This window comes from Chitinophaga sp. 22308 (genome assembly GCF_052045305.1).
GTDB classification, from domain to species: Bacteria; Bacteroidota; Bacteroidia; order Chitinophagales; family Chitinophagaceae; genus Chitinophaga; species Chitinophaga varians_A.
Map to the genome: position 1 here is coordinate 937,152 of NZ_JBQEOP010000002.1, position 21,762 is coordinate 958,913.

21 protein-coding genes and 1 tRNA gene are annotated in these 21,762 nt (G+C 50.9%); 12 read left to right on the forward strand and 10 right to left on the reverse strand.

From position 1 onward, the window contains the following. Positions 1-88: 88 nt before the first annotated feature. Positions 89-679 (reverse strand): RNA polymerase sigma factor, encoded by a 591-nt coding sequence (locus ACTJJS_RS10665; RefSeq protein ID WP_440663666.1) that lies wholly within the window; start codon positions 677-679, stop codon positions 89-91. A gap of 196 nt (positions 680-875) precedes the next feature. On the opposite strand from ACTJJS_RS10665, the gene ACTJJS_RS10670 reads away from it, so the two are divergent. Beyond that, complete coding sequence (locus ACTJJS_RS10670) at positions 876-1,718, forward strand: hypothetical protein (RefSeq protein WP_440663667.1); 843 nt, start codon at positions 876-878, stop codon at positions 1,716-1,718. A gap of 312 nt (positions 1,719-2,030) precedes the next feature. Further along, the gene (locus tag ACTJJS_RS10675) at positions 2,031-2,504 is read left to right on the forward strand and encodes a cold-shock protein (protein ID WP_440663668.1); all 474 of its coding nucleotides are present in this window, start codon (positions 2,031-2,033) and stop codon (positions 2,502-2,504) included. Positions 2,505-2,690: 186 nt separating this feature from the next. Here ACTJJS_RS10675 and ACTJJS_RS10680 read toward each other — a convergent pair whose 3' ends face one another. Continuing rightward, on the reverse strand, positions 2,691-3,500 hold the full coding sequence (locus ACTJJS_RS10680) for a lysophospholipid acyltransferase family protein (RefSeq protein ID WP_440663669.1): 810 nt from the start codon (positions 3,498-3,500) through the stop codon (positions 2,691-2,693). A 159-nt stretch (positions 3,501-3,659) separates the two neighbouring features. On the opposite strand from ACTJJS_RS10680, the gene ACTJJS_RS10685 reads away from it, so the two are divergent. Further along, positions 3,660-4,634, forward strand: a complete 975-nt coding sequence (locus tag ACTJJS_RS10685) for a helix-turn-helix transcriptional regulator (RefSeq protein WP_440663670.1) — start codon at positions 3,660-3,662, stop codon at positions 4,632-4,634. Here the strand turns inward: ACTJJS_RS10685 and ACTJJS_RS10690 are convergent. Further along, positions 4,631-5,383 carry a hypothetical protein gene (locus tag ACTJJS_RS10690; protein ID WP_440663671.1) on the reverse strand — a complete coding sequence of 251 codons (753 nt, stop codon included), beginning with the start codon at positions 5,381-5,383 and terminating at the stop codon, positions 4,631-4,633. The genes ACTJJS_RS10685 and ACTJJS_RS10690 overlap by 4 nt on opposite strands. A gap of 107 nt (positions 5,384-5,490) precedes the next feature. On the opposite strand from ACTJJS_RS10690, the gene ACTJJS_RS10695 reads away from it, so the two are divergent. Next, a complete protein-coding gene (locus ACTJJS_RS10695; RefSeq protein ID WP_440663672.1) occupies positions 5,491-6,381 on the forward strand; it encodes a DUF4349 domain-containing protein in 891 nt (296 codons plus the stop codon). A 25-nt stretch (positions 6,382-6,406) separates the two neighbouring features. Here the strand turns inward: ACTJJS_RS10695 and ACTJJS_RS10700 are convergent, their stop codons facing one another. Both ACTJJS_RS10700 and ACTJJS_RS10705 read right to left on the reverse strand, forming a co-directional pair. Beyond that, positions 6,407-8,722: a patatin-like phospholipase family protein gene (locus tag ACTJJS_RS10700; protein WP_440663673.1), complete on the reverse strand. Its 2,316-nt coding sequence runs from the start codon at positions 8,720-8,722 to the stop codon at positions 6,407-6,409. Between the two features lie 92 nt (positions 8,723-8,814). Next, the gene (locus tag ACTJJS_RS10705; protein ID WP_440663674.1) at positions 8,815-9,270 is read right to left on the reverse strand and encodes a PA2169 family four-helix-bundle protein; all 456 of its coding nucleotides are present in this window, start codon (positions 9,268-9,270) and stop codon (positions 8,815-8,817) included. 78 nt (positions 9,271-9,348) lie between these two features. Between ACTJJS_RS10705 and ACTJJS_RS10710 the strand changes: the two genes are divergently transcribed. Further along, positions 9,349-9,921 (forward strand): hypothetical protein, encoded by a 573-nt coding sequence (locus ACTJJS_RS10710; protein WP_440663675.1) that lies wholly within the window; start codon positions 9,349-9,351, stop codon positions 9,919-9,921. Here the strand turns inward: ACTJJS_RS10710 and ACTJJS_RS10715 are convergent. Beyond that, positions 9,881-10,678 carry an MBL fold metallo-hydrolase gene (locus ACTJJS_RS10715; RefSeq protein WP_168872930.1) on the reverse strand — a complete coding sequence of 266 codons (798 nt, stop codon included), beginning with the start codon at positions 10,676-10,678 and terminating at the stop codon, positions 9,881-9,883. The genes ACTJJS_RS10710 and ACTJJS_RS10715 overlap by 41 nt on opposite strands. A gap of 131 nt (positions 10,679-10,809) precedes the next feature. On the opposite strand from ACTJJS_RS10715, the gene lgt reads away from it, so the two are divergent. From lgt to ACTJJS_RS10750, 7 genes are all read left to right on the forward strand, one after another. Continuing rightward, positions 10,810-11,637 carry a prolipoprotein diacylglyceryl transferase gene (gene lgt, locus ACTJJS_RS10720; protein WP_440663676.1) on the forward strand — a complete coding sequence of 276 codons (828 nt, stop codon included), beginning with the start codon at positions 10,810-10,812 and terminating at the stop codon, positions 11,635-11,637. Next, entirely contained in the window at positions 11,618-12,580 is a 963-nt protein-coding gene (locus tag ACTJJS_RS10725; RefSeq protein ID WP_440663677.1) for a CobW family GTP-binding protein, read from the forward strand. Before lgt ends, ACTJJS_RS10725 begins: the two co-directional genes overlap by 20 nt. 47 nt (positions 12,581-12,627) lie before the next feature. Next, positions 12,628-14,067, forward strand: coding sequence for an exodeoxyribonuclease VII large subunit (gene xseA / locus ACTJJS_RS10730; RefSeq protein WP_440663678.1), 1,440 nt, complete (start codon positions 12,628-12,630; stop codon positions 14,065-14,067). Next, positions 14,042-14,254, forward strand: coding sequence for an exodeoxyribonuclease VII small subunit (gene xseB, locus ACTJJS_RS10735; RefSeq protein ID WP_247654996.1), 213 nt, complete (start codon positions 14,042-14,044; stop codon positions 14,252-14,254). Before xseA ends, xseB begins: the two co-directional genes overlap by 26 nt. Positions 14,255-14,401: 147 nt before the next feature. Beyond that, positions 14,402-15,073, forward strand: coding sequence for a hypothetical protein (locus ACTJJS_RS10740; protein ID WP_440663679.1), 672 nt, complete (start codon positions 14,402-14,404; stop codon positions 15,071-15,073). A 30-nt stretch (positions 15,074-15,103) separates the two neighbouring features. Next, the gene (locus ACTJJS_RS10745; protein WP_440663680.1) at positions 15,104-16,141 is read left to right on the forward strand and encodes a sensor histidine kinase; all 1,038 of its coding nucleotides are present in this window, start codon (positions 15,104-15,106) and stop codon (positions 16,139-16,141) included. Next, on the forward strand, positions 16,138-16,902 hold the full coding sequence (locus tag ACTJJS_RS10750; protein WP_440663681.1) for a LytR/AlgR family response regulator transcription factor: 765 nt from the start codon (positions 16,138-16,140) through the stop codon (positions 16,900-16,902). The genes ACTJJS_RS10745 and ACTJJS_RS10750 overlap by 4 nt, the downstream gene beginning before the upstream one ends. Here ACTJJS_RS10750 and ACTJJS_RS10755 read toward each other — a convergent pair. The 4 genes from ACTJJS_RS10755 to ACTJJS_RS10770 form a co-directional block, all read right to left on the reverse strand. Next, a complete protein-coding gene (locus ACTJJS_RS10755; protein WP_440663682.1) occupies positions 16,899-17,807 on the reverse strand; it encodes a DNA/RNA non-specific endonuclease in 909 nt (302 codons plus the stop codon). The genes ACTJJS_RS10750 and ACTJJS_RS10755 overlap by 4 nt on opposite strands. Before the next feature lie 100 nt (positions 17,808-17,907). Continuing rightward, positions 17,908-19,068, reverse strand: coding sequence for a BamA/TamA family outer membrane protein (locus tag ACTJJS_RS10760; protein ID WP_440663683.1), 1,161 nt, complete (start codon positions 19,066-19,068; stop codon positions 17,908-17,910). Between the two features lie 116 nt (positions 19,069-19,184). After that, on the reverse strand, positions 19,185-21,413 hold the full coding sequence (locus ACTJJS_RS10765) for a hypothetical protein (protein WP_440663684.1): 2,229 nt from the start codon (positions 21,411-21,413) through the stop codon (positions 19,185-19,187). An 81-nt stretch (positions 21,414-21,494) separates the two neighbouring features. After that, positions 21,495-21,613 (reverse strand) — tRNA-OTHER (locus tag ACTJJS_RS10770). Positions 21,614-21,762 lie beyond the last annotated feature (149 nt).

The following is a 21,762-nucleotide window of genomic DNA, read 5'->3' on the forward strand; positions in this document are numbered from 1 at the left end:
GGATGCTGGTTTAAGGTCATCTGTTTTCCCTCTTATGATAAAGGACGGAAAACAGGAACAGGGTAAGACAGTAAAATGAAAAAATATTTTAAGAGAATGCGATCAGGAGGGCCAATAACGTGAAAATCCCCTCCGGATGGCGCTCGAGGTATTCACGGATGCTGCGCAGGGCCCTGACAATATAGGTTTGGGAGCTGACCACCGAGATATTCAGCTGCCGGGCTATCTGCGGGTGACTGAGCCCCTGGAAGCGGTGAAGGATAAATACTTCTTTCACTTTAGCAGGCAGGTGTTCGATCGCTTTGCTGAGGGTGCTCTCCAGTTCCCGGTATTCCAGGCGTGCCTGTGCGTCGGGAAGCGGGTCGGCCTGCAGGTGGCCTGTCAGCGTGTCCAGGTTGTCAGTACGCAGTACTTTCCTGGAGAGAAAGTCCATGATCAGGTTGCGGGCGCACACATAAATAAAGGCGCCGGCATTGTCTACCTCGGAAAGTTTCTGACGGTTGTTCCACAGTTTCAGGAAGATATCCTGTGAGAGGTCTTTGGCTTGTTCCGGTGAGCGGGTGAGGCGTAATGCGGTCCCATACACCTGCGGCCAGTATTGCTGTACCAGCTGCCGGAAGCTGCGTTCATCGCCGCTGGCAACGGCGAGCAACCATTGTTTTTCATTATCGTGGTCCAAAAGTGGTCTTGTTGATATAACAGGAGTGTGGTATGAAAATAATACAAAATAATGATAATTACGAATGACGAATTACGAATTACGAATGAAGGGCTTTTTTCCAGAGCGGTTATTTAGATGCCGTTCTAAAAGGTATCCCTTCATTCGTAATTCGTAATTTGTAATTCGTCATTTGTAATTGATATATCTTGCCCTTATGTTAACATTAGACGACAGGGCCTGGCAATTCCTGAGCGGCCCGTACGGCATCGATGAAAATCTGCCGGAAGCCATTGCTGAATTGAAGACAGGCTATTCAAAAGAACTGCTGGATGATATTATCTGGGAACGAATTTATCATCAGAACACCCTGTACGAAAATACTTTCGCGACAATCCCCCACCTGCTGGAGCTGGCGGCCAACGGTACCGATGCGGAGGCGCAGGCCGATATCCTCTGCAGCCTGGCGGTATTGATCGCGGAAGATGCCAATGAGCCTACGCCGGACAATATTCCGGCGGAATATGCTGACAACGCCGACCTGGCGCCGGAGCAGGTGCGCGGCATATATAATGATTACCTGAAGGCACTGGCGCAACTGCCTGCGTTATGCGCAGCGCTGCTACCAACCGTGCGCCTGCAGGCGGAAGACGGGAAAAGTTATTTCCTGGCAGCTATGGCCGTAGCATACGGTCAACGCGCTTTTGCCCGCGTTTTTATCCGTTACTACGAAGGGGAGGAGTATATCGCGCACTGCGTATGCTGTGGTACAGATATTTTTGTGTGGCCGAAAGAAGACGGGTTGGTTTGTTTCCGGGAAGACCCCGTGTTTAAAAAGGAGCAGGAGGAAATGCCGGTAACGCCTCACCCGGACCAGGCGCCGGCCTGGGACGGTATCACCATTACGGAGGCCAACGGTTACGCCTGGGGGTATCATTTCCTTTCGCAGCTGAACATGCCTGTGCTGAAAGCCCGCTGGCCCTTCCTGTTCGGTACGGCCTGCTGCCCCAGCTGCGGTGAACAACTGGACATATTTGAAAGCATCCTCGCAGGGATGTGATCATCCGGTAACAGTTCAAGGCTGGTCATCGGTTCCGATTGAAAAAGCAGGAGGGGGGAGAAGAAGTGCAAGGATTACCCGAAGGGGATGACGAATGGGAGTATCCTCCTGTAAATACGCCCGCTTTTTGCCGGTAGATATATATGATTATATTTCATGCGTTTTTCCGGATTTTACTGTTATCACGAAACCTTTGCTGATAGCGTATTTGAGATGTGTGGTAGTATGTGATTTTTTTGTATCTTCGGGGAAGGTAAATGCAATCTTTAAAAAAACTGAACGGAGGGACCATTTACCGGCAAATGAAAAATTATGAATAAGTCATCAGAAAACTCCGGTAAAAAGGAAAATCTCAGTAAAAAAGAAGTCGAAAAAAGAAAACTGCAAAAACAGAGGGAAAAACAGGAGAAAAAAGAGGAAAGACAGGCAAAAAGTAAAAAAGGCAAAAGTCTGGAAGACATGATGGCCTACATCGATGAGGATGGGAACATTACCTCTACTCCTCCGGACCCCAGCAAAAAGAAAGAAGTCAACCTGGAGGACATTCAGATCGGTGTGGCGCGGCAACAGGAAGGAGAACCTGTCAGCCAGATCCGTACAGGCATAGTCACTTTCTTCAACGAATCCAAAGGCTACGGCTTTATTAAAGACCAGCGGACACAGGAAAGCATCTTCGTTCATATCAACGGATTGCTGGACCGGGTACGGGAGAATTCCAAAGTCACTTTTGAAGTGGAAATGGGACACAAAGGCCCTAACGCGGTACGGGTGAAACTGGCAAAATAACGCTGTATAATGATATGTAAAAGCTGCTGGCAGCCGGCGGAGGGTCATCCCCCGCCGGACGCTGGCAGCTTTTTTATTGCGTACTGTCGCGGTGTTGTATCATCATCAGGTACAGCAACGCTGCCAGTATGAGGACGAAAGCCAGTCCTGCCAAAGAGAGGCAGGCCAGCACCAATAAGAGTGTATTCATGAGCGTGAGTTTGTCTTCCAGCGCCGGTGGGTCCACAGCCAGTAGGCGGGCGACTGGCAAATGTCCTTTTCCAGGCGTGCGTTAAAAATCCTGGTGATCTCAAAAGGAGCCATGGTGGAGGGCTGATCGGTAATTAAAGAAAATGTGATCTCCCACCGGTATCCCTGCAGCCTACGGATAACGGCATACACAACGGCAGCGTCCACCGCTTTGGCCAGCCGCTCCGTACCGGTGATCACCCGGGTAGGCTGATGCAGGAAATCCACCACATGATGACTGTTGGGCGCCGACTGGTCTGCAATAAAGATATAAGCTCCGGGAACGCTGTGTTGCAGCAAATGACGGGGCGCCTCGTCCATCGCCAACATCCGCAGTCCGAAGCGGGAACGTGTCCGCTTCATCAGCTGGTTGAAAAAACGGTTGTTCAGCGGTTTAAACACGGCATATACCGGACAACGTAACAACAGCGGTAACAATGACATACATTCCCAATTACCATAATGACCAAGCATAATAATCACCGGCCGGCCCTGTGCATGGTACTCCCCGATCAACCCGGAATTATGCAGCACCAGCCGTTCCCGGATACGTCGCCCCGATACCATCATCAGTACCGGCATCTCCGTGAAAAGCCGGCTGAAATGCCGGTAAAAATCAACGGCTATCCGCCTGATCTCGCCATACGATTTCTCGGGAAAAGAACGCGACAGATTCTGTATGACCTCCGTGTAGCGATAACGCATCACCCGGTATAATAAAAAGAAAATGAACCACGCTAACCCGTCAGGAGAGGCCCTGTATTTCATACTCATTGGTTAAAAAAAAGTTAAAGCATAGCGGCGGCGCAGGGTAACTGCCCGCTGAAGTGTCGGTACCACAACCGATGCCCAATACAAAAAGACAACAATTGCACAGCAAGGTGTTGCGGCAAACGGATAGACTTTTACGCTAAACGGATTTTTTTTATGGCGAATACTTTCAGAAACAACTCCGGAGATGTACTATATGTAGAACAAAACAACATGCGCCTGCAGGAAGTGATGCAGACGACGGAAAGACAACTGCGGCTGCCTTTCTGGGACATCGATCTGCAACAGCACTACTGCGATGGCGTACATGTGGCGCATTGTAATATTAATGTGCGGGAAGACCTCTACGTAACCAGCGCGCCGGACGATCCTATCCCGGGAATGGTGTTCGTGCAGCAGGGAAAAATCACCGCCACCGGCCATAACAGCCGTGTCACGCATAGCTTCGGCGAGGGACAGCATAACTTCTTCCGGAATCCGTACAATCCGCAATCCAGCGTTTTCTATCAACAACAGAACCTGCAGCTGCTGCTGATCGGCTTCGCACCGGAACGTTTCCTGCAACTGGCGGAACACGCAGGTCCCGTACTGTACCAGGTGGCAGATAATATGGTGGCCGGGAAAGAATGGGAACACAAAGAAAATATGCCCGTTACCCGGCAAATGCAAATCGTTATAAACGATATTAATACCTGCCGGTTCCAGGGCAAGATGAAAGACCTTTACCTGCAAACCAAAGCGCTGGAACTGCTGTTGCTCCGTTGTGAACAACAGGAACAGCGGCAACAGGCGGCAAAGACGAATATAAAACTATCTGAAACGGATATACGAAAAATACACACAGCGCGGGAATGCCTGCTGGCCAATGTACATCAGCCACCGTCACTGGGGCAACTGGCGCGGCAAACAGGGCTCAATGAATTTAAGCTGAAAGCTGGGTTCAGGAAAGTATTTAATAACAGTGTATTCGGTTATCTGAGAGAATACCGGCTGGACCTGGCATGGCAGCTGCTGAAGAAAAAGGAGTTGTCAGTGACGGCAGTGGCCTATGAAGCAGGATATACCACTGTACAGCATTTTAGTAAGGAGTTCAGCAAACATTTCGGGGTAAGTCCGTCACGGATCGACTAGGGTTTTAGCACAGCATAGTATTGACCGTTCTGTTCTTTCCATCGGAAATAGCGGTCAAAAAAGGATTTACGCTCAGCGGCGGTCATCCGGTCGTTGAGCTTTTCGCGTAGCAGCTGTTGCAGCGCAGCCGGTATCCGTTCACTGGTAATGTTGTTATCCGATAATGAAACGGTATTGATCAGGCAGGTGTCTTTACCGAAGAACCCACTGACGGCCGCAATGGCACGCTGGTCGGGTGATACATCGTATGCTACGGAAGATGCCGGCATGCGGTAAGGTTGTTGTTTGTCTGCCGCCAGATCGAAAATAATGTTTTGAAAATAACCTTCTTCAGGAATGAATTCTTTTTCATGCACCAGGTAACGGTCACGCAATAATTGATAAGGAATTTGATTGCCGTTGTTATAGAGAAACCAGTAATGCGGCTTGCCCTGTTGTTCTTCTATCAGGTATACCGGAAAGTTGAATGTCTGCGCAATGTGTACCAGCAGTTTTCCGGGCAGGCTGTCCAGCGGCTGTACGCCAATGTAGTAGCCGGATTCATTGGACCGGTTAGTGACGTCTGCCGGTGAAATATTATGTCCTTTGTAACGGATGCGATAATTGTAGGCGGTGTTTTTACTTTCCAGGTTGTTGTACCGTTGTTTGCTGGTGATGACTGTAAAGGGCCCGTAGTCTTTTTGTTCACTGCACGCTCCCAACATCAGTATACATAAGCTGGTGATGATATGGTTAGAAATTTTTTTCATTACAGGAAGATAACTTTATTTATCTGTTTTTGACCGGTTGTGATTTTTTTAACATTTCTGAAAGGTTACCTTTTCCGGTTGTTGGTATAAACGGAAAAATGCCCCTTATGCGTATACCAGTCCGTTATTTAGTTATTCCCGCTATTGTGCTTGCCGCCTGTGGCAAAAGCGCACCTTACCATGATAATGCTGCTTCCACGACAGAAAAAAGCGCCGATCAGTATATCGCGTCGGCAGATTCCACTGACTTTTCCGGTGACATGTCGTCTTTAACTGCTGCGTCCCGCAAACGCGTGCGCACAGCGGATGTACGCTGCCGCGTAACAGACGTGTTCCATGCTTCCACGCGTATGGAGCAGGTAGTGTCTTCGGTACAGGGCATTGTAGTGGAAAGCACTATGAAGAACCAGTATGCAGGACAGTATGACCTTCCCTACACGGCGGATTCACTGAAAAGAATGCAGCTGTACACGCCTACGGCCAATCTTACCTTACGCGTGCCTGTGGCCAGCCTGGATTCTGTGGTGAGCATCCTCACTTCTATGGCGGTGCTGATTGATTATCGTACAAAAACAGACCAGGACTATACGCTGGCTTATCTGGCCAACGCATTGAAAAATAAAAAAGCAGGCCAGCATGCGGCAAAGGTGGTGACCGATAAAAACACCACTACACTGGATGTGGCGAAATATGAAGACCAGCAGGAAGAAACGAAAGTAGACAGAAACATCTCCAACCTGAAGATACTGGACGATGTGGCCTATGCCACCTTTACGGTGGAACTGTTCCAGTCACAGGCTGCCAGCATGGAAACGATCATCAACCCCCGTTATGTTTCCCGCGCCGGCTTTGGTACGGAAATACGTACGGCCGTAGTGGACGGCGCCAACCTGCTGCGCGACCTGCTCCTGTTTTTTATCCAGATATGGCCGCTGCTGATCATGGCAGTATTGGGCTGGTGGGGATACCGCCGTTATCGCCGGATGTCGGTAAAATAGGATACCGGACTATTTAGCCATTTTATTATTTTTTTATTGTGGCGATAAAATCATGGAGCGCCTGATTGTTGGCCAGCCGTATATTAATTCTCCGGATAGTTGTATCTGACATAAACCAGTTCATGGTATAGGAAGGTTCTCCTTTGGGGAACCTTTTTCTTAATGGGTCCAGTTGCCATTCCAGGCTGTCTTTATACAACGGTATCTGTATGTAGGACGCTTTCTTGTAATAGTAATCGTTGATATCGCTGACATAGTGGGAAAGTCGTTTATCGTTGACCGTAGTTTGCATGCCGTATGCGCCGGCGATGGTCAGTACGGGCGCAAACAGGTCGTTCTTCACCGGTGCCACGGAACGGAAATGTTCTTCTCCGGGGATCACAGGGCTGTTGGTGATATGCAGCACCTTAAAATGAAGGCGGCTGATCTGCTGGTACAGCTGGCTGCTGTCGCCATGCAGGTGCCTGTCGTCTTCCCCGATATTGATAATACCCCGGATGATCTCCTGGATAACGCCGGCGCCGGAATTATCGAAATAGCCACCATCTACAAAATACTGGTTCTGTATCCTGCCGGCGGGGCTCAGGTAGGGGAACCGGGCGCCCAGTATGGCGCCGGAGGTGATAGTGATATCAGAATCGTTGCGCAGGAGACTGAGTACATCTACGCGGTTGTTGAAGATGCCTGCATCCAGTTGCAGGTTGGTGACCACTCCGGGATTGCCGTCCTGCATACGCGTTGTGTTGATGCATAATACCGGCAGGAACACGGTGTCTTCCCGCATGGCGGGGAAGGTGGACAGTGCGGCATCGAAGGGTACGCGGTAGAGGGAATCACCGGCCACGTCGGCACTGCGCTCGAAAGATTCTTCCAGTGCGGCGGCCCTGTCGCCCGCCCGTGAGGTACGGATGATATAACGGAAAAAATCGGGCCCCAGCATGCGGGTGAACGTATAACTGAAGTAGTCCTGTTTCAGGTATGTCATGGCGGATTTGGCGTACAGTGGCTGTTCATGTGCCCTGTCTCTCAGCAGGGAAAAGAAGGTGGCCACGCCCACGCCGCCGCCGGAGGTGCCCGACAGACAGAACACATGACGGGAGAAGCGGTCCTGCGCATCTTCGCGGATGCTGGCGTCTTCGATCTCGCCAAGTACGGCCGCGGTCCAGTAAGCAGAACGGGAGGCGCCGCCATTGGCCATCACAAAATATACATCGTAGCTGCTGTCGGCCATAACAGGGCGGGTACGCAGCCAGGCCCGCAGGTACGTGTCCAGCGATGGCCTGGATTCATAGTGGTTGCCATTTTTAGCGGTGGTCAGCTTCACGTAATGCGTTTCTTTCAACCCGAAAATAAGGGCGGTGATCACAAAAAGAAAATGGAAGCTGATACGGTAGCGGACAGACAAGGCGGTGACAATGTTGCCAAATAACAACAACATGCCGAATGCGAGCAACAGAAAGGGGAATGGCCCCAGCCGCCGCGCAAAGCCCAGACTGTAAATAGCGGCCACATAAGTGACGAGCGCCGCACAGCCGATGAAAATAAACCAGCGGAAGAAACTTTTTTCCGTGCGCGGAATAAAAAAGTAGCGCATTATGGTGTCCAGCGGCGTATGAGTAAGCAACAGGCTTTTTCTGGCGGAAATGTCCAGTTCCACCCGCCGCAGGTGGGTGTATAACAGGAAGAGGGCGTGCAGCAGCACCAGCAACGCCAGCAACAGCAGGATGCTGATACGTGGTATGAAGCTGGTGGCCACCGTAGCGGCCAGCCACGATATCAGCAGCACCATGAACACTTTCCGGAAAGCAGGCTGCATTGACAGCCGGTTAAGGGGCCGGTTGAGAAAATACAGCAGTGTAAGTACCGTAACGAAAATAATCCAGCAAACGGTGCTGCTGAGCGGGTGATACAATACCGGTGATTGCAGCATGGCCAGTTCCAGCAACAGGAAGCAGCCGTGGCCCAATACCCTTGGGGATTCATCCAGGAAAAACTGGCTGATGGGAAAATGTTCATTATGATCGTTGTAAGCCTTGGTGGCTGCCGCATCGGTGATCATGGCTTCGTCCTTCACATCGGCAATCAGGCGGGTGCGTTTGATATAAGCGATGATCCGGGACGAATACCAGGTCACATAAACCCAGAAACCAATGGCCAGGAAAAACAGGATGCGTTCACGGTAGTGGTTTTCGGTATAGGCAACAATCACGTCTTTGCCCTGGTCCAGCGACCAGCAGATGAAGAAGATCAGCAGGAGGAAGATAATCCCGGGAAAGAACAGCCAGATGGCTTTGAGCAGATGCGCAGCCAGCCGGAGCAGGTTTTTCAGTAGTAGTAACATAACGGCTTCAAATTTGGGATATGCTACTGCTAAGATAAAAAATCCCGCTGCTAAAGTATTGGCGTCAAAAGGATTAATATCGCAGATAGTGCCTATGCCTGTGCGTCGCGCATCTTCTTTATTTTATCGTGTTCCGTTTTCAGGACGGAGCGTTGCTGTGTCAGCAGTTCACGCAGATAAGCAGGCAGGTGCTCTTCCTGTAGGGCCTGTGTATAGGCACGCATGGCCGCATCTTCCTCTGTTTCACAATCGGAAAGGATGGTATGACGGTCATGGCCGCCAAATACGCTTTTCAGCTCCATCCATGCGCGGTACAGCTTTCCGCCGGTGGTGGTGCCTGTTTCCATCTCTCCGCCAAGCCCCTGCACCTCTTTGCCCAGGGTGTTGCGCATCGTGCGGCTTTCGTCGATCATATGCGTGAAAAGCGCCCGCAGGTCGGCATCTTTGCCTTTATTGTCCTTCAGCGCTTTTTCATAACCGGAAATACGGTCATTGTTAATGCCGATGAGATCGTTGAGCGTCTCTACAGTGGCTGTGTTTGTGTTCATAGCTGACAGGTTTTACGGAAACATCCGCTATAAGTATGCCAGTGGATTTGTGTATCTTTAACGCTATTCTGCCAAAAAATGAAGTACTGTTTACGTCTGTTGTTGTTATGCGGCTATATGCTGCTCTGTTGCCCCACCTATGCCGGAGGCCTGTCTGCCTGGAATGAACCCACGCCGGGAGGAAATAAAATGGAATATGACGGCACCGCGCCTGCCATGGCTTTTTTCTACAAGGAAAATTGTGATTCCCTCCATTCTCCCGTAGCCCTGAAAAACTGGTATTTCTATAAAAACCATATTATCGGGGAAGACGGCCACAGTTTTTTTGTGATCAATGAACTACGTTGCGAGGTACAGCGGTTCAGTAATGAAGCGGCTTTCAAGGCGTACCTTTCCGCGCATCATCTCCGGCCATGGCTATGGAAACGGACTTATCATCCCCTGCATATCTGGGACTATTTTGATGAACTGCTGTTCATGTCATTTTTCTTCAGCCCGGTGCTGCTAATATGGCTGATCGTTGTCGTGGTGATCGTAGTAGGACTGCTGCGCGGTAAAAAGCGGGCATACTGGAAATACGCTTTTCTGGCGGCGGTGCCGCTGGTGTACTTTATTGCGGCGTTGCTGCAACAGTTTCCACAAAGTTGGTAGCGTGTATCTGAAATACGGCTGTTTCCACATGGCGGGAAGCTACAATGATCTGCGTGCCGTTGGCGTGCTGGTCAAACATTTCCTTTACCAGGACAGGGTTGTTGTTGTCCTGTGACAGGTGGGAGAGCAGCAGGTGTGTCATGAACGAGGGACGATGCTGCGTGAATATTTCCAGCGCCTGCCGGTTGGACAAGTGCCCGTGCCCGCCACGGATACGGTTTTTGAGGTAATAGGGGTATCTGCCCTGTTCCAGCATCTGCTCATCGTAGTTGGCTTCCAGGAAGGCCGCGTGGCATTGCCGGAAGTGATTCAGCACATGGTCACAGGGAGCGCCGATATCTGTAAATATCCCGATGTTGACCTGGTTGCCGGACACCATGAAGCTGTGTGGTTCCACGGCATCGTGGTATTTGGGAAAAGCGGTGACGGTAAGACCGCCTATCTGTACCGGCTGATACGCCGCAAATGACATGACCCTTTGCAGTGCCAGGTTACCGCCGGCCAGCGTGCTTTGGGTGATGTACACCGGGAGCTGGTGCTTTTTCGCCAGCACTGTTACCCCTTTGATATGGTCCGTATGTTCGTGGGAGATAAAGATGGCTTTCACTTTCGTCATCGACAACCCGAGGCGCGTCATCCGCTTCTCTGTTTCCCGGCAGGAAATACCTGCGTCTATCAATACTGCTTCCTGCCCGTTACCGATGTAGTAACAGTTTCCGTTGCTCCCCGAATTCAATGACGTGATAAAAAGTGACATGCCGCCAAAGATAGAATTATTTGGGCATTTGGATATCTGGATATCGGGTTATTTCAAACGCGCTAAAATTCCCCCGAAATCCCCAAATTCATAAATCCCGAAATCCATAAATTTATTTTACATTTGCAACAATGTTGCATAATTTAACCTGGGACCCTTCGCCGGAGATATTCCGGATCGGTGGCTTTGCGCTTCGTTATTACAGTGTGGCCTTCATGGCGGCTTTTGTGCTCAGCTATGTGGTGATGCGTAACATCTTCCGACGGGAGGGAAAAGACATCGCATTACTGGACCGGCTGCTGGTATACGTGGTAGTGGGCACGATCATCGGCGCTCGGCTGGGACATTGCCTGTTCTATGAATGGGATTATTTCCGGCATCATCCGGCGGAAATCGTATTGCCGTTCCGGTGGGAGAAGGGACGTTTTTTATGGACGGGTTATCAGGGACTGGCCAGCCATGGCGGGGCTGTGGGCATACTTGGGGCAGTCGCGTTGTTTGCCCGCCGGTACAGGATATCGCTGATATGGCTGCTGGACAGGCTGTCCATTGTGGTGCCGCTGGCCGGCGCCTTTGTACGGATAGGTAATTTTTTTAATGGGGAAATCATCGGTAAACCATCCGGCCTGCCATGGGCGATAGTGTTTGCACGGGAAGACAGTCAGCCCCGGCACCCGGCGCAGCTGTATGAGGCGCTCTGTTACGCGGTTATCTTCGGCCTTTTCATCTTCCTGTATAAAAAAAGTAAATTGGCGCAAAAACCGGGATGTTTCTTCGGGCTCTTTCTGGTACTGGTATTTGGCGCGCGTTTCATCATAGAATTCCTGAAGGAAAATCAGGAGCCGTTCGAAAGCGGATACCTGCTCAATATGGGACAGCTGCTGAGTTTACCGCTGATAGCGGCCGGTATTTATTTTCTGAGATATTATCGAGATAGACATGCAAAAAGAGAGAATTAAAGTATACCTGTTGACCGGCTTCCTCGGCGCGGGCAAAACCACGCTGCTCAACAGCCTGTTGCAACAGAGCCGCGACCGCCGCAACATCGTCATTGAAAACGAATTTGGCAAAGTGAATATCGACGCGTCACTGGTGGCGGCGCAAATTGAAAATATATACGAACTGACGGCAGGTTGTATCTGTTGCTCGCTCGACAATGAACTGCTGGAGGTGCTGGGCAATATCCTGCGGCTGGAAGAGCGGCCGGACCAGATTTTCATTGAAACAACAGGCATCGCGGACGCCGGCAATATTATCGGTATGTTCGCCCTCCCCGACGTGAAAGCCCGTTTTCAGCTGGTGTCCACCATCTGCGTGGCCGATGCGGAAAACGTGGAGAGCCGCCTGGAAGAAGTTACCGAAGTAGGCAAACAACTTTCCTGCGCCGATGTGATCGTGCTGAATAAAACCAAAGACCTGCCGGTGACAGAACTGGTGCGGTTACAGGCGTTGCTGGAAAACGTGAACCCGCTGGCGTATATCACCGCCACCGCAGACGGGCAGGTAGTACTGGCAGACATGCTGCCGCAGGAACGCCGCGTGCCGGCACCGGCACTGACCCCTGCGGCCGGCGATGCCTCCTGTGACACACCAGCCGAAAAAACGCCGCACAAAATCAATAACGTACTGTTTGAGTCTCCACAGCCGTTTGATCTGCAGATGCTGGCATTTGTACTGGAACTGAATTTTAACGTATATACTGATCAGTTATACCGCATCAAAGGATATGTGGCGGTAAAGGACAGTCCGGAGAAATACCTGGTACAGTCTACCGGCAACTATCTCACCATTGTTCCGGCTGGCCCCTGGGGCGATACGCCGCCTTCCTCCACGCTGGTGTTTATCGGGAAAGGCCTGAAAAGCGCTACCATAGACCGTATACTGCGGCCGGCGCTGAGGTGATGTGATACGTTGTATGCCAGCGCTTTTCCCTATCTTTACAGTCCACCATGACTGCATCTGAGACCATCAAACTTTCTGCGCTGACCGGCAAAATCCAGCAGGCACTCTCCAATGTATTTGGAGAAGCTACCTTTTGGGTAGTGGCGGATGTGACCAACCATGCTTTTTATGCACAGAAAGGGTATCACTATTTTGACCTGGTAGAGAAAGATGCCAACTCCAGCGCGATCGTGGCCAAGGTGGCTGCGGTGGCCTGGGGCAACGGGTCTGTCCGTATCCGTGAGTTTGAATATGTCACTGGTCAGCAGTTTAAAAACGACATACATGTATTGGTGAAAGTGTCGGTCAACTACCACCAGGTACATGGCCTGCAAATCACCCTGCTTGATATCGACACCAGCTTCACCATCGGTATGCTGGAACAGCAGAAACAACAAACGCTGCTGCGCTTGCTGGCAGAGTGTTCCGACTTTATCCGCAAAGTAGGGGACCGTTACGTGACCCGCAACAATCAGTTGCCGCTCCCCGCTGTGATACAAAAACTCGCCATTATTACCTCCGGGAATTCGGCCGGTTTCCAGGACTTCAGGCATACGCTGGAACATAACCGTTTTGCATATGCTTTCCAGGTAGACACCTATTTCACCGTTGTGCAGGGCGAATCAAAAGCCGAACTGGTGCAGCAACGGTTAATTGACGTATACAATAGCGGCGTGGCCTACGATGCCGTGGTCATTATCCGCGGCGGCGGCGCGCAAACAGACTTCCTGCTGTTTGATACCTTCCTGCTGGGAAGGGCGGTCGCCAAATTCCCTATTCCGATTATCACCGGTATCGGTCACCAGAAAAACGAAACCATCACCGACATGATGGCGCACAGCCCGGTGAAAACGCCTACTAAAGCGGCGGAGCTGATCATTGCGCACAACAAGGCATTTGAAGACGGGGTGTCAGCCTTGCAACACACTATCCTGATCAGGGCGCAACAACTTTTTTCCAGTCACTACCAGGCGCTGTCCCAGCTGAATGCGGCCGTGATCAATCAAACGCGTACCATCCTGCACCGGCAGCGGGAAACGTTGCACAACTACCACAACCTGGTGTCACATGGTTCCCGGTCAGTATTGCAACATCACCAGCGGGAACTGCTCACACTGTCAGGCGCCATCCTGGCGAGGCCACGGGCGGTGATTGCCGGTAAACAGAACGACCTGCTGAACATAACGGCCAATATCCGCTCGTTTAACCGGCTGTATATGCAAAACAGGCGCGGACAACTGGCGCACTACGATACACTATTCAAACTCATGAGCCCTGTTAATATACTGAAGCGCGGTTTTGCCATCGTATATGCAGGCGATAAAATTATTAACAGCGCACTTCCCGTGGAAACAGGCAGCCCCATCACCGTCAGGCTGCACGATGCTTCGCTGGAAGCCACCGTTATTGCTAAAACACCACATGATGAACCAGGAACTGACATATGAAGCCGCCTACACCGAATTACAACAGATAGCGGAAGAAATCGAAAATGAAACCGTTTCGGTAGACGTACTGGCGGAAAAAGTAAAACGCGCGTCCGTACTGATAGAGTTCTGTCAGCAGAAACTGAGGGCAACGGAAACAGAAGTCAACAATATCATCAAACAAATGGAAAACAAACCAGGGGCCTGATCCTCCGGGTCTTTCATATCCCCGCTTTTTAGCAGCGGTCATCGGCAGAACGCTGTCATTTATCCCCGCGGCCTGGAAACTCATCGCCTTTCCCCAGTCCATTGCCTTTAATTTCAGGTGCTTTGCAGTATATCATAAATATGCTGTATGAAAAGTCACTATTACAAAAACCTATGGCTGACAGGGCTATGCCTGTTGACTGTCTTTACTACTGCTGCTCAGAAAAACAACAAATATCTCAAAGGGTCCTACATCGACAGTACAGGACAAAAGATTGACGGCTTCATCTCCATGCAGGAAATGGGCCTGTTGTCCTTCGATTTCAAAAAACAGCTGGGAGACAAAAACGAGAAGATAAAAGTCTCCGGCTGCCAGGCTTTTTCATTTGAGAACCATTCTTTTTGTACGCTAAAAAATGTCACCATCAGAACACGTATCTGGCATTATCATTTTGATAAGGTATTTGCGGAACAGGTGATTGATGGGCCGCTACAGTTGTACCGTTTGTACTTTAAACCCGGCAAAGTGGGATACATGCGTTATGTGGCGCTGGCCGGCAGGTTTGCAGGGCCTGCCTCAGCGGGAGTCGGTGTGTTTATGAACAACAAGTATGTAAACTATTTCCTCAGAAAAAGCGGTGATACCACCGGCTATTGTTTTATCGGTAAAAAACGGAAAGACTTCGTCACTTCCCTAACACCCTGGCTCAAAGAAGATACCCTGCTGGTGCGCAGAATAAAGACGGGGGGCGATTACAGCTTTAATAACATTGAATCGGTAGTACGGGAGTATAACGACTACATCGTTAATAAACAGTAATTTCATCCTCCGAAAATACGCGTGGTGTTTATGGGAAAAGTAAAAGGTGTACTCAAGTCATATGTTATCATACTGCTTATTGTGGTGGTGATCAATATCATCAACAATTTATCGGGATACACCCCCGGGGAGTTTGATATGAGAGCGGAAATTGTGACCACCCTGTTGATGACTATCTTTGGGTTCTTTGGGTTTAAAGCATTGAACGATATTTTTCTCCGGAAAGTATTGAACTGGAATACCCGTACAGAAAGGAGCTTCCTGGTTTTTATACTGGTGTCTGCATGTTTTGGCGCTACGTTGATAGGGTGTTTTATGAAACTGGAGGTCTTTATTTTCCATACGCCCGATCCTGCCTGGCAGGGCTATGTGCGGAACATGCTGTATTCGGCCATGCTGTTTCTCTCCATCACGCTGGCTGCCACCCTCGGCAAATTCATTGACCACTGGAAACAGGGGATAGAAGCCACCGCCAGAATGGAACAGCGCCTGGCGCAAAGTCAGCTGGACCTGTTAAGAAATCAGGTCAATCCCCACTTCCTCTTTAACGCATTAAACACGCTGACTTCCCTGATCCGGGAAGATGAAGAACAGGCGGTGGATTTTGTGAAACACCTCTCCCGTATTTTGAGGTATTCCTTAGCGCAGGAGACCAGTGGCACGGTGACAGTGGCCACGGAGTTGGCTATTGCAGACGCTTTCCTGGGCATCAGCGGCCAACGTTTCGGGGACAAACTCCTTTACAGCAAAGCAGTGAAGGACAGCGTCCTGTCTCAACAAATTGTTTCACACAGCCTGCTGATGCTGCTGGAAAATGCGCTCAAACACAATGAAATATCCCGCCAGCGGCCATTGCACATCAATATTTACTCCACGGACGACTATCTTTTTGTAGAGAACAACCTGCAGCTCCGGCAGTCAGGGACTACTTCCATGGGTATCGGACTGGCCAATATTACAGGCCGTTATCAGCCGCTGACCGATAAAACCGTAAACATTACATCTGATAAAACCTGCTGGCGGGTGGGAATCCCACTGCTCCCGGAGGATTTAAACAGCGAAAAATGATAGCTTTAATTGTTGAAGACGAGACAGCCGCTGCAAGGCAGCTGGTGAATATGCTCCGCAAACTGCGCCCGGACTGGCACATCTGTCCCGTTGCTGAAAGTATCGGGGAAACGGTGCAGTGGCTCACTAACAACCCGCATCCGGACCTCATCCTGATGGACATCCAACTCTCTGATGGCGATTGTTTCACCATTTTTAAACAGACAGTGGTGAAGGTACCGGTGATTTTTACTACGGCTTATGATGAATATGCGATCAGGGCCTTTAAAGTGAACAGTATCGACTACCTGCTGAAACCCATTGAAGAAGCGGAATTATCCGCGGCGCTGGACAAATATGAATCGCTTCGGCCTCTTCAGGCGCCTGACGCTGCCGGCGATCAGCTGAAAAAACTGATCGCTTCCCTGGCGCCTGCCACAGGTACCCGCGAACGGATGATGTTCCGCACGCATAACGGCATGAGAAGCATCGACTGTAACGATATCGCCTATATTAAAGCACAGGACAAACACGTGTACGTCTATACGTTTGACGGAGAAATGAACGTCACTGACCAGTCGCTTGATGAACTGGCGGAGACCTTGTCTGCCAGGACGTTCTTCCGGATCAACCGGAAATACCTCTGTCATATCAAAGCGCTTCAGCAGATAAGGCTGCATTCCAACGGTCGTACGCACATCCTGCTGGAGCATTGTAAAGATGATGCCATTTTTGTGAGCCATTCGCGTAGTGCGGACTTTCGCCGTTGGCTGGACAGTTAGAGGTTGTACATTTTTTTCTTGAGTTGTGTCCGTATGCCTTCCGGTACGTTCTGAAAGAGGTTTAGCGGCACGCCTGCCGCTTTCGCTTTGGCTTCCAGTGTTTCCACGGTACAGAGATAGTTTTTCCAGGCGCCGGCTTTACCGGTGCCGGTGTACAGGTCGTTGTCATTCGGCATGTCCACTGCGATGACCGTGGCGCCGGTGTTGATACGTGCCAGGTCGTTAGTGCCTTTAGGAATAATGACCGCTACTTTCCATACTTGTCCGGGTACGGTGATGTTACCATTGTCGAGAGTTTCCATGAAAGCTGTCTGGCCTTTGCCACGTCCACCTTTGCCATAGCTGCCCATAACGATGAAAGCCTCCTTGTCATCTTTCACCTGTTGACGGATAAAATCTTCCATATTGGCCCAAGGCACCTGGTTGAGGGCCGCAGCCTGCGGTATCATGTTGGTCATGAGGAAAGTGGCGCTGTTGGCTTCTTTGGCTGCTCTGCGGTCGGCGGAGGGGCAGTTGTGGCCTCTGTCGAAGCCGGTATTGCTGCCGTTATAGCTGCCGGCGTTTACCTGGTACCAGCCCTGCGGAAGGCTGGGGTCTGGCCTGAAGTCGTTGGAGCGGTCTATGGTGCCCGGGCAGTCTTCTGCTTGCAGATGCCAGCTAACCCATACGGGGATACCGGCATTTTTGCTATATGCTTCCACAAAATAGGTTTGGTCCATCAGGAAGTTCTCCAGGAAAATCAGGTTGGACTTAGCATCGGTGGGATTGCCAAGCAGCAGGTGGTCATTGTCAGCGACTGTGGCCGGTGGCTGAATGGGAGCGGTTTCCCGGATATCGTCTTTGGTACAGGCAACAATCAGCAGCAGGGCCGCGTAGGTAATCAGCAGCCTAAAATTAATTCTCATCTATCCGTCGTTGTGAACATTAAAAACGCAAAGGAAAGATTTTAATGCTATACGCTGGTAAAATTGATGGAATAAAAACGTATAGCCGTGTCGGATAGCATCAGAAAACTTCGTTGATGCCGAAGTAGAAGCCGGACTGGTCTTGTCCGCGGCCGTAGTCCAGCCGTATGTTGACGCGGTTTTTGAATTCCCAGCGATAGCCGATGCCATAGCTGAGGAGTGTTTGCTGAAAAGAAAGGGCATCGAAGCGGGGGAATATGTTGCCGCCGCCAACCCATATTACGGCGCCGCTGCGACGGTATACGTGTTGCCGTAGTTCTACCTGCCCGGAGACATAATTGCGGTCGCGGTACCGGCCTTCATAGTAGCCGCGTAACCTGTTGGAGCCACCGGCCTGTGCCAGCATGTTCCAGGGCACATCGCCGCTGTGTTCTTCTGCATAGAAGTCCATGGCCAGGATGCTGCCTTTCCAGAGTTGTTTGTACCAGTCAAACTGTAGTTCCAGTTTGGTGAAGCTGGTGTTATTGCCGAGGAAAGTAGGATAGAAGCGGTATCCTATCCGCGCATAGATACCGCGGGCCGGATTGGGAATGAAGTCACGGGTATCGTAAACGATGAAAGGGCCTGCGCCCATACCGAAAACGCGCGTCGGCTGCATCAGCGGTTTACCGCCGGCGGTATCGATGTCTTTTGCCTGTCCGTTCTGTATATGGGCGCTGATGCCGGCATAAAACCGGTTGCTGAGGTTAATCGCCAGATCGGCCTGTAATTTTTCCGTGAGCAGCAGATAGTCGGTATAATCGTCTTTGGCGGAACCGGCATCATAGCCGATGCCCCAGTATTTATCGGGGCGTGAGCTGAAAGACGCTTTTATCATCAGCCTGAAACGGTCTTTTGGGAAAATGGTGGTACTGTTAATACCGATGCCGTAAAAGCCGGTCAGCGCCACAGAACCATATACGGCCACATTGGAAACCGGCAACAGGCTGTCTGTCCGGTCTGTCCGGTACTGTGCGGCCAGCATCACCGCAATGCCGGCGCTGGTCTCCGGTGTGTAGACAGGGCCACCGATGAAACTGAGGTCCAGATTTTTGTGTTTACGCTCATCGTTGGTATGCGCCAGATAATGAAGCACACGCTGATACAAGCCCCGGGGGGCCGTTGTGTCTGTACTGTTGCCGGAAGATGGGGCCTGGCGGGCGGTTACCGTTACACTACAACAGAGCAATATGGGGAGTAGCAGTTTTTTTATCAAAACCATGACCGCCCGAAAATAACGATAATTCGTGAAATGAAGGGGGGCGGGTGTGAAGAGCCTATGACCATAAAAGGACCTGAAAAGCAAAACGTAGCCCAGGGCTTCAGCCCTGGGACGTTTTAATCAACGAATAATTGCGTCACGGCGGCGGTGTCCATCGCCCATTTAGCGGTGTATATCTCATCGGCGTCGGCGGTATCTGCCAGTTGCAGTTGTTGTGCGGAGGCTTTTATCTCCAGCAGTTGCCCGATGGTCATTTTCTGGTCCAGCTTTTTCAGCAGGCCGGTGATGTTGTTATTGTTTAGCTGCTGCACTACCTGGCCTTCATACGGTATTTCCAGCCAGATGATGTTACGGGCGGCTACATCGAGCACTCCGAAGACCAGGCCTTTGGCCAGTCCGCGGGTGATACGCACCTGGTGTTGTACACAGGAAGGATCGTAGGCTACGCCTGTTTTTTCGGATATCTTCATTTTATGGCGGCTATCCATCCATCCCACTACCATTTCAGGCACCAGGCTTCCGGAGGAGTAGGCGTTACAGGTGAAGGACACGTAACGGGCACCGGCAGCGGCCAGTTGGTCCACGTTCAGTTCTATATATTCTGCGGTCCCTACATTGTTAGGTATGGAGCGGATATCGCCGCTATGCAGGCATCCGGTGGTTTGCAGGCGGCTGAAGGAACAGTAGTCCAGTTGATGGTCATAGCTGATCTGGCAGCTCAGGTCCATATCCAGGTGCTGGGCTGGCAGCCCTTTGCCCCATTGCATGAACAGGCGGATACTGTTGCCTTCCAGCTGGAAACGGGTTCCCATCAGGGCTGCAGGCAGGTCCTGTATCTGTTCGCTACGGTCACCGATGGAGAGTGGTATTTTATACAACGCAGGATCGATGTACATGGTACGACCGTTGGCAGGGATAGCCGCAAAACGTTTACGGGTGGCTTCCAGGCACAGATTGGCCACGGCCTGCTGCATCCCGTCCAGTTCTTCGGCAGTGTAGATGGTCAGCATTTTATTGGCCGGCAGCTGCTTGGCCGTACCTCCCAATGGTTTCACCACGCGAGTAGTATAAGGGTCGAAATAATAACCGGCATACATCTGCAGGGTGAACAACAGCCGGGCAGGCACCTTATCGGCGACCTTGGAAAACGCATCGATAGAGGCTTCCGGACCAAACCACAGCATGTTGGCAAACAGGGAACGGGCAAATAATCCCGGCCGCTGTTGCAACAGGTAAAAAGTGCTGGAGGCATCATGACGCAGGCGGAACTGGTCCAGCCGTCCCTGCCACACTTCGTAGTCACCATGGTAAAATTTGTCCATAATGGTACGCAGGTGCTCAAAACCTACACGTTTGCTGTATTCAGCCAGGCGCAGGGCGCGGATGAAACGGACCCACATCTGGCGTTTAGGATGCATATCGGCGCAGATCTTTGCGGCGTCCATAGACAGACCATTGATCCAGCGGGCGACGATCTGTGCATCTTCACGGCGGTATTTCAGTTTCAGCGAAGCGGCGATGGCTGCTTTGCTGGTCTCGTTTTTTTGGGTGGCGCGGCGTTCGGCCCCGTTGCGCTTTGTCCGCGTGATAATGGTTTTGGGCGCTACCAGTTGCAGGAACCCGGTATGTTTAAACCACAGGTAACGGAGTATATCCGTAGGCGTGGTGAACAATGCCTGTGCTTTTTCAGCACGGCCCTGTTCCAACAGGACATCAATAACCGTGATCGCTGTTTCCCGCATCGCGATTTTTCCTGCCGGCAAAGGCAGTTCCGCCAGCAAACGACGCAGACTGCTCTGCTGTGTGGCATCCAGCGCGGTACGGGACGCCAGCAGGTTCTCCAGGTACTGTTCCGCATCTGCCAGTGTCCACAGTTCGAGTACACGCAGTTTTTTATGCTGTCCGTAATGTTCTATGGCAGCGGTTTCCAGGGGGGTACCGCAGAATGGGCAGCCGTTGTAACGCTCCAGCGGAAAGGTATGAGGCGGTATCAGGTGGCCACAGGCCAGTCTTGTTCCACCAGTAAGTCCTAATAAGTTGGTGAAGTAAGTGATGATATGATCGGCGTAAGATTCTCCCGTAGGTACATGCCAGTTTTTTACCAGCGGCGCCCAGTTCAGTTTTACACCCATTACATCCCGGAGCTGCTCCAGTATCTGCGCCTGGCAGGCGGCGTCGGTCTGTTCCAGTGCGCGCAACAGCGGCTCTGATACGCCAAATCCCAGTTTTGCCATATTGGCCACCAGTAAAGCGGTATCAGGATTCATTCCTGTCGCGCCGTTCAGCGCTGTTGAAGGAATGTAAATGGCCTGTTGACGTAAAGCTACTTTTAGAATCTTGTTCATCGTTTTTAACATTTATAATCAGATAATTTTGCCGCTGGTTTTTTGTAGAAAAACGTAGTAAGCGACAATTGACCTTGATAGAAAAGCAGGCTGGATTCGAACCAACATTCCCGGTTCCCTCAGGAAGTAAGCCCCGGTTGACCCTTTTGGTAATTCCGAAACTCCTATACCGGTGTCTTGCCAATTTAGACGACAGCTTTAGTTGAGGCGGTAATGGTGAAAGTAAATCCCAAATGATGAAGTAACTTTTACTTGACCGCTTCGATGATACAAAGATGCAAGACCATGTGCGCAGTCTTTTTGCGCAGATATTTTTTTTCTGAAAAAAATAAAAAAGAAAGAGTGTTTT

Coding starts and splice junctions, on each gene's coding strand:
- ACTJJS_RS10695 (WP_440663672.1), top strand. CDS start 5,491: ATGCGTATACCAGTCCGTTATTTAGTTATTCCCGCTATTGTGCTTGCC.
- xseA (WP_440663678.1), top strand. CDS start 12,628: ATGACTGCATCTGAGACCATCAAACTTTCTGCGCTGACCGGCAAAATC.
- ACTJJS_RS10675 (WP_440663668.1), top strand. CDS start 2,031: ATGAATAAGTCATCAGAAAACTCCGGTAAAAAGGAAAATCTCAGTAAA.
- ACTJJS_RS10765 (WP_440663684.1), bottom strand. CDS start 21,413: ATGAACAAGATTCTAAAAGTAGCTTTACGTCAACAGGCCATTTACATT.
- ACTJJS_RS10690 (WP_440663671.1), bottom strand. CDS start 5,383: ATGAAAAAAATTTCTAACCATATCATCACCAGCTTATGTATACTGATG.
- xseB (WP_247654996.1), top strand. CDS start 14,042: ATGATGAACCAGGAACTGACATATGAAGCCGCCTACACCGAATTACAA.
- ACTJJS_RS10715 (WP_168872930.1), bottom strand. CDS start 10,678: ATGTCACTTTTTATCACGTCATTGAATTCGGGGAGCAACGGAAACTGT.
- ACTJJS_RS10705 (WP_440663674.1), bottom strand. CDS start 9,270: ATGAACACAAACACAGCCACTGTAGAGACGCTCAACGATCTCATCGGC.
- ACTJJS_RS10725 (WP_440663677.1), top strand. CDS start 11,618: ATGCAAAAAGAGAGAATTAAAGTATACCTGTTGACCGGCTTCCTCGGC.
- ACTJJS_RS10710 (WP_440663675.1), top strand. CDS start 9,349: ATGAAGTACTGTTTACGTCTGTTGTTGTTATGCGGCTATATGCTGCTC.
- ACTJJS_RS10740 (WP_440663679.1), top strand. CDS start 14,402: ATGAAAAGTCACTATTACAAAAACCTATGGCTGACAGGGCTATGCCTG.
- ACTJJS_RS10670 (WP_440663667.1), top strand. CDS start 876: ATGTTAACATTAGACGACAGGGCCTGGCAATTCCTGAGCGGCCCGTAC.
- ACTJJS_RS10700 (WP_440663673.1), bottom strand. CDS start 8,722: ATGTTACTACTACTGAAAAACCTGCTCCGGCTGGCTGCGCATCTGCTC.
- ACTJJS_RS10760 (WP_440663683.1), bottom strand. CDS start 19,068: ATGGTTTTGATAAAAAAACTGCTACTCCCCATATTGCTCTGTTGTAGT.
- ACTJJS_RS10685 (WP_440663670.1), top strand. CDS start 3,660: ATGGCGAATACTTTCAGAAACAACTCCGGAGATGTACTATATGTAGAA.
- ACTJJS_RS10745 (WP_440663680.1), top strand. CDS start 15,104: ATGGGAAAAGTAAAAGGTGTACTCAAGTCATATGTTATCATACTGCTT.
- ACTJJS_RS10680 (WP_440663669.1), bottom strand. CDS start 3,500: ATGAAATACAGGGCCTCTCCTGACGGGTTAGCGTGGTTCATTTTCTTT.
- lgt (WP_440663676.1), top strand. CDS start 10,810: ATGTTGCATAATTTAACCTGGGACCCTTCGCCGGAGATATTCCGGATC.
- ACTJJS_RS10755 (WP_440663682.1), bottom strand. CDS start 17,807: ATGAGAATTAATTTTAGGCTGCTGATTACCTACGCGGCCCTGCTGCTG.
- ACTJJS_RS10750 (WP_440663681.1), top strand. CDS start 16,138: ATGATAGCTTTAATTGTTGAAGACGAGACAGCCGCTGCAAGGCAGCTG.